An 8597-nucleotide genomic window follows, 5' to 3' on the forward strand; every position below is an offset into this window, starting at 1 on the left:
TAAGGAGCTGACCCTCATTTGGGACAACTCCTCTTTATTATGGTCTTCTTGCTATAATCGCAACCCAATCTTCCATCATTAACACTTCTTCAATCATAAAACCTGATTTTTCAAGAGCAGATTTTACACTCTCTTTTTTCGCACTGATTATCCCTGATGTAACATATAAGCCTCCTGGTTTCACAATAGAAAAGGCATCATCAGTAAATGTCATAATAATTTCTGCTAGGATATTTGCCACAACAACATCCGCTTGTTCCGTAACTGTATCTAATAAGTTACCATGGAACACCTCTGCAACATGTTGTACGTTATTTAGTTTTATGTTTTCGCGAGCTGATTTTACCGCTACTTCATCTAAATCAAGGGCATGTACCTTTTTAGCACCAAGCATAGCAGCAGCTATCGAAAGGACGCCAGAACCTGTACCAACATCGACTACTGTATCGCCTTTGTTTATAACTTTTTCTAAAGCTTGTAAACACATGACAGTAGTTGGATGCGTTCCAGTACCAAAGGCCATACCTGGATCAAGTTCGATAATTAGTTCATCTGTACTTACTGGTGTATATTCTTCCCAAGTAGGAACGATTGTAAAACGCTCAGAAATTTTTACTGGATGATAATATTGTTTCCAAGCTGTTGCCCAATCTTCTTCATTTACTTCTGAAATAGTGAAAATATTTTCACCTAGATTAATATCAAAATTAATAAGATTTGAGATTGCAAGCTTTATTTCTTCAACAGTTTCCGCTAAAAAACTAGAGGCTGGTAAATAAGCTTTGATAACTACCCCACTTACTGGGAAATCATTTGGATTTAAATCATAAATTTCACCAAATTGATCTACTCTTTCCTTCTTAATTTCTGTTGAATCTTCTATGACAACACCACTTGCGCCTGCTTCATGAAAAATGTTTGATATCGCTTCAACGGCTTCGTTTGTCGTTAAAACCGACAATTCTGTCCATTTCACTTGCAATCAGCTCCTCTTATAAATTTTAGTAAGTTGGGCTTTTCTTATTAATATCAAGCGCCCAAGGAATGGACGCATTGAAATTATTCGCCTTTAAATGTTTTTTTTATTTTATCGAATAGCGAACTACCTTGTTCTTCTGGTATGTCTCCACTAATTTCAGCAAAGTCACGTAATAATTGCTTTTGTTTTTCCGTTAATTTCGTTGGCGTCATTACTTTTACAATCACATATTGATGACCTGTTCCATAACCATGAACATTTTTGACACCTTTATCTTTAATACGGAATTGAGCACCGGATTGAGTACCAGCAGGAATTTTCAATTTTACTTTCCCATGGATAGTAGGAACTTCAATTTCATCCCCTAAAGCAGCTTGTGGGAATGTTAATTTTAATTCGTAGTATATATCATCACCATCGCGTTCAAAATATGGGTGATTTTTCACATTGAATACAATATATAAATCTCCTGCAGGACCACCGTTTATACCCGGTTCCCCTTGGCCTGATACACGTAATTGTTGACCATCATCCACACCTGCTGGGATAGTTACTTTTATTTTTTTACGTTTTTGAACCGTACCTGCACCGTGACAAGATGAACATTTATCCGTAATAATTTTACCTGTTCCTCGACATGAGTTACATGTACGACGGTTAACCATACGACCAAATGGAGTATCGACTGCTTGGTTTACTTGACCAGAACCGTTACATGTTGAACACGTTTTCGGACTCGTACCCGGTTTCGCTCCAGATCCATGACATGTATCACAAGTTTCTTCTTTCGGAATTTCGATTTCTGTTTGCTTACCGAAAACAGCATCCTCGAAGGAAATGTTCATACGATATTGTAAATCATCCCCTTTTCTAGGTGCATTCGGATCAGAACGTCGACTTCCTCCACCAAAAAATGAACTGAAAATATCTTCAAACCCTCCGAATCCGGAACCTCCGAATCCTCCAAACCCACCTTGATTTGGACCTTCATGACCAAATTGATCATATTGGGCGCGTTTCGTATCATCACTTAATACTTCATATGCTTCAGCTATTTCCTTAAATTTTTCATCCGCTCCGGCTTCTTTGTTTATATCTGGGTGATACTGTTTAGAAAGTTTGCGATATGCTTTCTTAATTTCATCTTTGCTTGCGCTTTTGCTTACGCCAAGCACTTCATAATAATCGCGTTTACTCATCGGTCACACTCCGCTCTTTTACATAACGTATATTGTAACATGTTCAAAATATACTGTATATGAAGTTTGTTTTTATTAACTAAATTTTTCAAATTGAAATCTATTTGCAATGAAAAAGTCAAAGTCCATTTTCAGGCTTTGACTTTTTCTTGTTCCCATCTATCTAATCATCTGAAAATTATTTATCGTCTTTTACTTCTTCAAAGTCAGCATCTACAACGCCATCGTCTTTTTTGCCAGCGTCTGCTCCTGCTTCACCTTGTGCTGCTTGAGCTGCTGCCGCTGCTTGCTCATATACTTTCATGACTAAAGGTTGTAATACGCCTTCTAGTTTTTCTTTAGACGATTTAATTCCTTCGATTTCACCAGCTTCTAATGCTTTTTTCAGTTCTTCTTTTGCATCTTCTACTGATTTTTTCTCATCTTCTGTAATTTGTTCACCAAGGTCGGAAATTGTTTTATCCACTTGGAACACTAATTGGTCAGCTTCATTACGAAGATCTGCTTCTTCTTTACGTTTTGCATCCGCTTCAGCATTAGCTTCAGCATCTTTTACCATACGTTCAATTTCTTCATCAGTTAAACCTGAATCAGACTGAATAACGATTGTTTGTTCTTTTTGAGTGCCTAAATCTTTTGCTTTTACGGACACAATACCGTTTTTATCAATATCAAATGTTACTTCGATTTGAGGTACACCACGTGGTGCTGGTGGGATATCAGCTAATTGGAAACGACCTAATGTTTTGTTATCAGCCGCCATTGGACGCTCACCTTGTAACACGTGGATATCTACAGCCGGTTGGTTGTCTGCAGCTGTTGAGAACACTTGAGATTTTGATGTTGGGATTGTAGTATTACGTTCAATTAATTTAGTAAATACGCCACCCATTGTTTCAATACCAAGCGAAAGCGGAGTTACGTCAAGTAACACGATATCTTTAACGTCTCCAGTTAAAACGCCACCTTGAACAGCAGCACCCATTGCGACAACTTCGTCTGGGTTTACACCTTTATGAGGTTCTTGACCTGTTTCACGTTTCACTGCCTCTTGAACAGCAGGAATACGAGTTGAACCACCAACTAAAATAATTTTATCTAAATCTGATGCATTTAAACCAGCATCTTTAAGGGCTTGACGTGTTGGGATGATTGTACGTTCAACTAAATCACGTGTAATTTCATCAAATTTTGCACGAGTTAAGTTTACTTCTAAGTGAAGTGGACCTTCTGCTCCTGCAGTGATGAACGGTAATGAAATTTGCGTAGATGTTACACCAGATAAATCTTTTTTCGCTTTTTCAGCCGCATCTTTCAAACGTTGCATTGCCATTTTATCTTTTGATAAGTCAATGCCATTTTCTTTTTTAAATTCCTCAACTAAATAGTCAATAACTTTTTGGTCGAAGTCATCTCCGCCAAGTTTGTTGTCCCCAGCAGTAGCTAACACTTCGAATACGCCATCCCCTAATTCTAAGATGGATACGTCAAATGTACCACCACCAAGGTCAAATACTAGAATTTTTTGATCTTGATCTTGTTTATCTAAACCGTAAGCAAGAGCTGCAGCAGTTGGCTCGTTAATGATACGTTCTACTTCAAGTCCTGCAATTTTACCTGCATCTTTTGTTGCTTGACGTTGAGCGTCGTTAAAGTAAGCTGGAACTGTAATAACAGCTTTTGTTACTTTTTCACCTAAGTATTCTTCAGCATAACCTTTTAAGTATTGTAAAATCATTGCTGATACTTCTTGTGGAGTATATTCTTTGTCTTCAATTTTTACTTTTTCAGAAGTACCCATTTTTGATTTAATAGACAAAATTGTGTTTGGGTTTGTAATTGATTGGCGTTTTGCCACTTCCCCAACTTGACGTTCGCCATTCTTAAATGAAACAGCAGAAGGAGTTGTACGGTTACCCTCTGGATTTGGAATTACCTTTGGTTCTCCACCTTCCAATACTGCCACACATGAGTTTGTTGTACCTAAGTCAATACCAATAATTTTGCTCATATTAAATTATGCCTCCTATTATTTAAAACACCATTAGTGCTCTTTCTAAATTAAATTACTTATTCATTTACTGAAACCATTGATGGTCTTAATACACGATCCTTTAATTTATAACCTTTTTGAAGTTCGCGTATAACAATGCCCGATTCTTTTTCAGAATCGTTTTCTTGCATTACGGCCTGATGCACAGTTGGATCGAATACTTCCCCTTCTGCAGGGATGACTTCTAAGCCTTCCTGTTTTGCTGCTTCGATTAATGTTTTATAGACCATTTCAATGCCTTTGTATAGAGAAACTGCATCTTCAGAGCTCACTTCAACTTGTAAAGCCCGTTCAAAGTTATCAATAACTGGCAATAAGTCTGTTAATAATTTTTGAGCTCGATATTTTTCAGATGCTTCCCTATCTAGCTGATTTCTACGACGCATATTATCAAAATCAGCACGTAAACGAAGGAAACGATTCTCTTCTTCTTGAAGTTTTGTTTCCAAGTCAGCAATTTTTAAGTTTAGTTGCTCTTCAACGGATAGTTCCGTTTGTTCCACATTTTGCTCATTTTCAGTATTATTTGTTACTTCCTCAGTTGTTTGTTCTGTTACTTCTTCTTGTTGTTTGTTTTCTGTCGTTTCAGACACAATGAATCCTCCTTATAACCCATTATTCGATTTATTTGAGAACACACGGGAAAGTCCACTTCGCATCACATCTAATAGGGAAACTGTACGTTGATAATCCATACGTTTTGGTCCAATTATTGCGATGGAACCCTCTTGCTCTTTACCAACGGAATATGTGGCTGTTATAACACTAAGGTCATCCATCGCCAAATGATTATTTTCGGAACCAATTCGTATATGGATACCTCTATCGCCAGGATGGAATAGCGAAATCACTTGACTTTCTTTTTCCATCATCTCCATTAAAGCGCGAACTTTATTTAAATCGTGAAACTCGGGTTGATTTAACATATTTGTTTTTCCGCCAAAATAAATTTTCCCCTCATTTTGGACGAACGCAACATTTTTTAAAGATTGAATAATCGAATCTGCTGTCTTCACATGCTGTCTTAGAACTTCAAACGTTTCTAATTCGAGTCGACTTTGCAGTTCAAGCAATGAAACGCCCACTAATCGTTCATTTAAAATGTTGACTGTTTTTTCTATATCTACAGGAATAAATCCTTGAGGGAGTGTAATTGTACGATTTTCAACATGTCCATTATCTGTCACAATAATTGCAACTGCAGTTTGTTCAGTTAAAGGGACAATTTGGAATCGTTTCACACGATGTTTGCTTACATTTGGTCCAAGTAAAATCGTTGTATAGGATGTTAAATCAGACAAGATATTGGCAGATTCACGAATTACTTGTTCCATCTCTACAATTTGATTTTTAAAAATAGATTGAACTAACCCAATTTCCCTTTCAGACATTGAAATCGGCTGTAACAAATGGTCCACATAATATCGATACCCTTTTTCAGAAGGTACACGTCCAGAAGAAGTATGTGTTTTTTCTAAAAACCCTAATTCCTCTAAATCAGCCATCTCATTTCGGATAGTTGCAGGGCTATAAGTGATCCATTCTTTCTTCGAAATTTGGCGTGACCCTACTGGTTGAGCTGAATTAACAAAATCATCAACGATTACTTGCAAAATTTGTAATTGTCGATTTGTTAACATAGTCATCACCTCTGTTAGCACTCATTCACTTAGAGTGCTAATACTATATTTAAATTATCAAATCTCACATATTATGTCAACGGAATCGCTTTAATCTTCTAATAAAAATCGTTGAAAAACTTCATTTCCAACAAAGCGACCTTTGTGACTTAATTTCACGCCTTTTTCATCTTCAAGTAATAACTCTTCCATTTTAAGTTGTTCAATTGTATTCCCGTACAGTTTTTTCATCGATACACCGAATTTCTCTTCAAATTGTTTAAAGAATACACCTTCGTTTTTTCGTAAACCTAAAAACATTTGCTCTTCGCATTTTTCCTCAAAAGTTACTTTATGTTCATGAAGAAGTGGTTGTTCATGATTTTGAATTGTTTCAATATATTTCTTTATTGGAGCATAGTTGGAATAACGGGTTCCTTGTAGATAACCATGGGCTCCAGCACCAAAACCTGCATACTCATCATTATCCCAATAAATTTTATTATGTGTTGAAATATGACCATCCATAGCAAAATTGCTTATTTCATATTGTATCTTTTGTTTTTCAGCCATTTTCTTCATAAGTAATTCATACATATCCGCTTCCGAATCTTCGGTAGGTAAACTTAATTTCCCTTTAGCATACTGGATATAAAAAATTGTTTTTGGTTCGACTATTAAAGAATAGGCCGAATAATGGGGAAGATCTAATTCCAACGCTTTCATTAAAGTATCTTCCCATTGTTCCATCGTCTGACCCGGTAGACCATACATTAAATCAATACTAATATTATCAAAGCCTATTTCCTTTGCTAACCTAATCGTTTCGTATACATGCTCATTCGTATGTGTGCGCCCTAACTTTTTCAACAGCTGTTGATCAAAGGATTGGACGCCCATGCTTAATCGATTCACTCCACCGTTTAACAAAGCTTCTAATTTATCCGCTGTTAATTCATCAGGATTGGCTTCAGAGCTAAATTCAATCAGTTGATTCGTCGGGAGAAGCGAGTTGATATGGTGCAACAGCCGACTAATTTGTGTTGCTGATAAAGCTGTGGGCGTTCCACCGCCAAGATATACTGTCTCAATTTCTTGAAATTGTTCAGGCGATTTTCGGACAGCCATTTCAATTTCATTTCCTACAGCTTCTATATATTCATCAACAGGTTGATTTTTAAAAAAGACTTTATTGAAATCACAGTAATTACAAATTTGATGACAGAAAGGAATATGTATGTAGACACCTCGCGCCATTAAAATCCCTTCTTTCTATATGAAAATATCCATTTCTCTCTATTGTACCCTTTCAATATAAAATTTCAATTTTGCGGTTCAAAAATGATTTTTATTTTAAAAAAGAAAAAGGACCCGAATCAATCAGGTCCAATGGATTTTTATATTGTAACATCAATTTGTTTATTATGTATATCGAGAAATAAATCGATAAGGGAATAAGATGTTATGTTTAATGCGAAATCTGTTGCCTCTTGCTTCGACTTAAATGCAATTGCTCCTACTTCCCTGACAATCTCGTATTTCTCTTGTTGTAAGTTGATTAAATAAATTCTTACGATAGGATTGTAAGGGTGGGCTTGCTCTAAATTATCACCTGCTAATAATACACCGTTTAGCTGTTGATCATTGATAATTATGTTCAAGTTTACTAAGCCATCTACTTCAAACCATTCTGGGATTTCTACTTGCCTCACATTACTCATCATTACTACATCTCCTTCGCTGTTTTATCAAATGAAGAAAATCAAATCATGTATATACCAACTTCTAACAAAGTTTAGTACAAAACTAGGTTTTTATAGACAAATTGTACTATAGGGGGTTTATTTCATAAAGAGCAATAATGAAACGATTTTTTCCCTTGTCTTTCATGTTTTCACTTACATGTTGCAATAAAAAACAGGTCAACTTCTAAAAAAGAAGCTGACCTGCTATAAACCTATATTAATACGTTGATTCTGTATACAATTTTACCATCCTTGTATACAACATTTTTCACTTACTTTTCATTTTTATTATCGACTATTGCACTAATTACTTTAGCGTTTTTCCAAAATTTTCATCACTTAGCGTAAATTGGTCTAAAAATCATTTTCCGTCAATAGTTATGAAGGACAAAAAAGAGCATATTTATCATCCGAATTTTTTAATTATAATTATTTCGAACAACAAGAAGCTTTAATGAATATCATTAGTTTGGAATAAGGAGTGATTTTTTCATTGAAAGTTATTGATGTTGCTAAAAGATTAGAAGAGATTATTGCTATTTATTTTAATGGTGAAAATTATGTGATGAATGGTATAGAACTTTCAAGGGCGAATTCTAAAGTTATCGCCTTTTCTTTAATTCATGTATACCTACTAACCGAATGGATGATAAATAATGAAACTAGTTCGTAATAAAACAAAAACACTCATCACTATCCAAAGAAATGATATCCATCACTAAGTATTTCTTCACTTTTATCGCTCAATCCATTGTTCCATAAAAAAATTAGGACATAGTCACTCTTCTATAAAGAAGAATGCTATGTCCTTTAACTTAAAAGATTGCAAGAATATATATTCGATTCCCTCGTTAGATTAATTATCGATTGGAAGTTTCCCTATACTTTAAAAGGTTATTTTTTATTATTCTCATCCATTTTTAGCACAGCCATAAACGCTTCTTGTAGAGAGAGAGTATTAAGGTTTATTCTGTTATATCTTTTTATAACTTTCAAATCTTT

The 8597-nt window shown here is 35.3% G+C and carries 8 protein-coding genes; 1 reads left to right on the forward strand and 7 read right to left on the reverse strand.

Features of this window, described 5'->3' with window-relative positions:
- Positions 1-37: 37 nt before the first annotated feature.
- The 7 genes from prmA to H9636_RS16940 form a co-directional block, all read right to left on the reverse strand.
- Positions 38-976 (reverse strand): 50S ribosomal protein L11 methyltransferase, encoded by a 939-nt coding sequence (gene prmA, locus H9636_RS16910; protein WP_191708758.1) that lies wholly within the window; start codon positions 974-976, stop codon positions 38-40.
- A gap of 83 nt (positions 977-1059) precedes the next feature.
- On the reverse strand, positions 1060-2178 hold the full coding sequence (gene dnaJ / locus H9636_RS16915) for a molecular chaperone DnaJ (RefSeq protein WP_191708751.1): 1119 nt from the start codon (positions 2176-2178) through the stop codon (positions 1060-1062).
- Between the two features lie 178 nt (positions 2179-2356).
- Positions 2357-4189, reverse strand: coding sequence for a molecular chaperone DnaK (dnaK, locus tag H9636_RS16920; protein WP_191708752.1), 1833 nt, complete (start codon positions 4187-4189; stop codon positions 2357-2359).
- 59 nt (positions 4190-4248) lie between these two features.
- Positions 4249-4824, reverse strand: coding sequence for a nucleotide exchange factor GrpE (grpE, locus tag H9636_RS16925; RefSeq protein ID WP_191708753.1), 576 nt, complete (start codon positions 4822-4824; stop codon positions 4249-4251).
- Between the two features lie 12 nt (positions 4825-4836).
- A complete protein-coding gene (gene hrcA / locus H9636_RS16930) occupies positions 4837-5871 on the reverse strand; it encodes a heat-inducible transcriptional repressor HrcA (protein ID WP_191708754.1) in 1035 nt (344 codons plus the stop codon).
- 90 nt (positions 5872-5961) lie between these two features.
- Positions 5962-7107 (reverse strand): radical SAM family heme chaperone HemW, encoded by a 1146-nt coding sequence (gene hemW / locus H9636_RS16935; protein ID WP_191708755.1) that lies wholly within the window; start codon positions 7105-7107, stop codon positions 5962-5964.
- 140 nt (positions 7108-7247) lie between these two features.
- Positions 7248-7574, reverse strand: coding sequence for a hypothetical protein (locus tag H9636_RS16940; protein ID WP_191708756.1), 327 nt, complete (start codon positions 7572-7574; stop codon positions 7248-7250).
- Between the two features lie 514 nt (positions 7575-8088).
- On the opposite strand from H9636_RS16940, the gene H9636_RS16945 reads away from it, so the two are divergent.
- A complete protein-coding gene (locus tag H9636_RS16945; RefSeq protein WP_191708757.1) occupies positions 8089-8268 on the forward strand; it encodes a hypothetical protein in 180 nt (59 codons plus the stop codon).
- Positions 8269-8597: the final 329 nt, after the last annotated feature.

The organism is Ureibacillus galli, from assembly GCF_014836845.1.
GTDB lineage: Bacteria > Bacillota > Bacilli > Bacillales_A > Planococcaceae > Ureibacillus > Ureibacillus galli.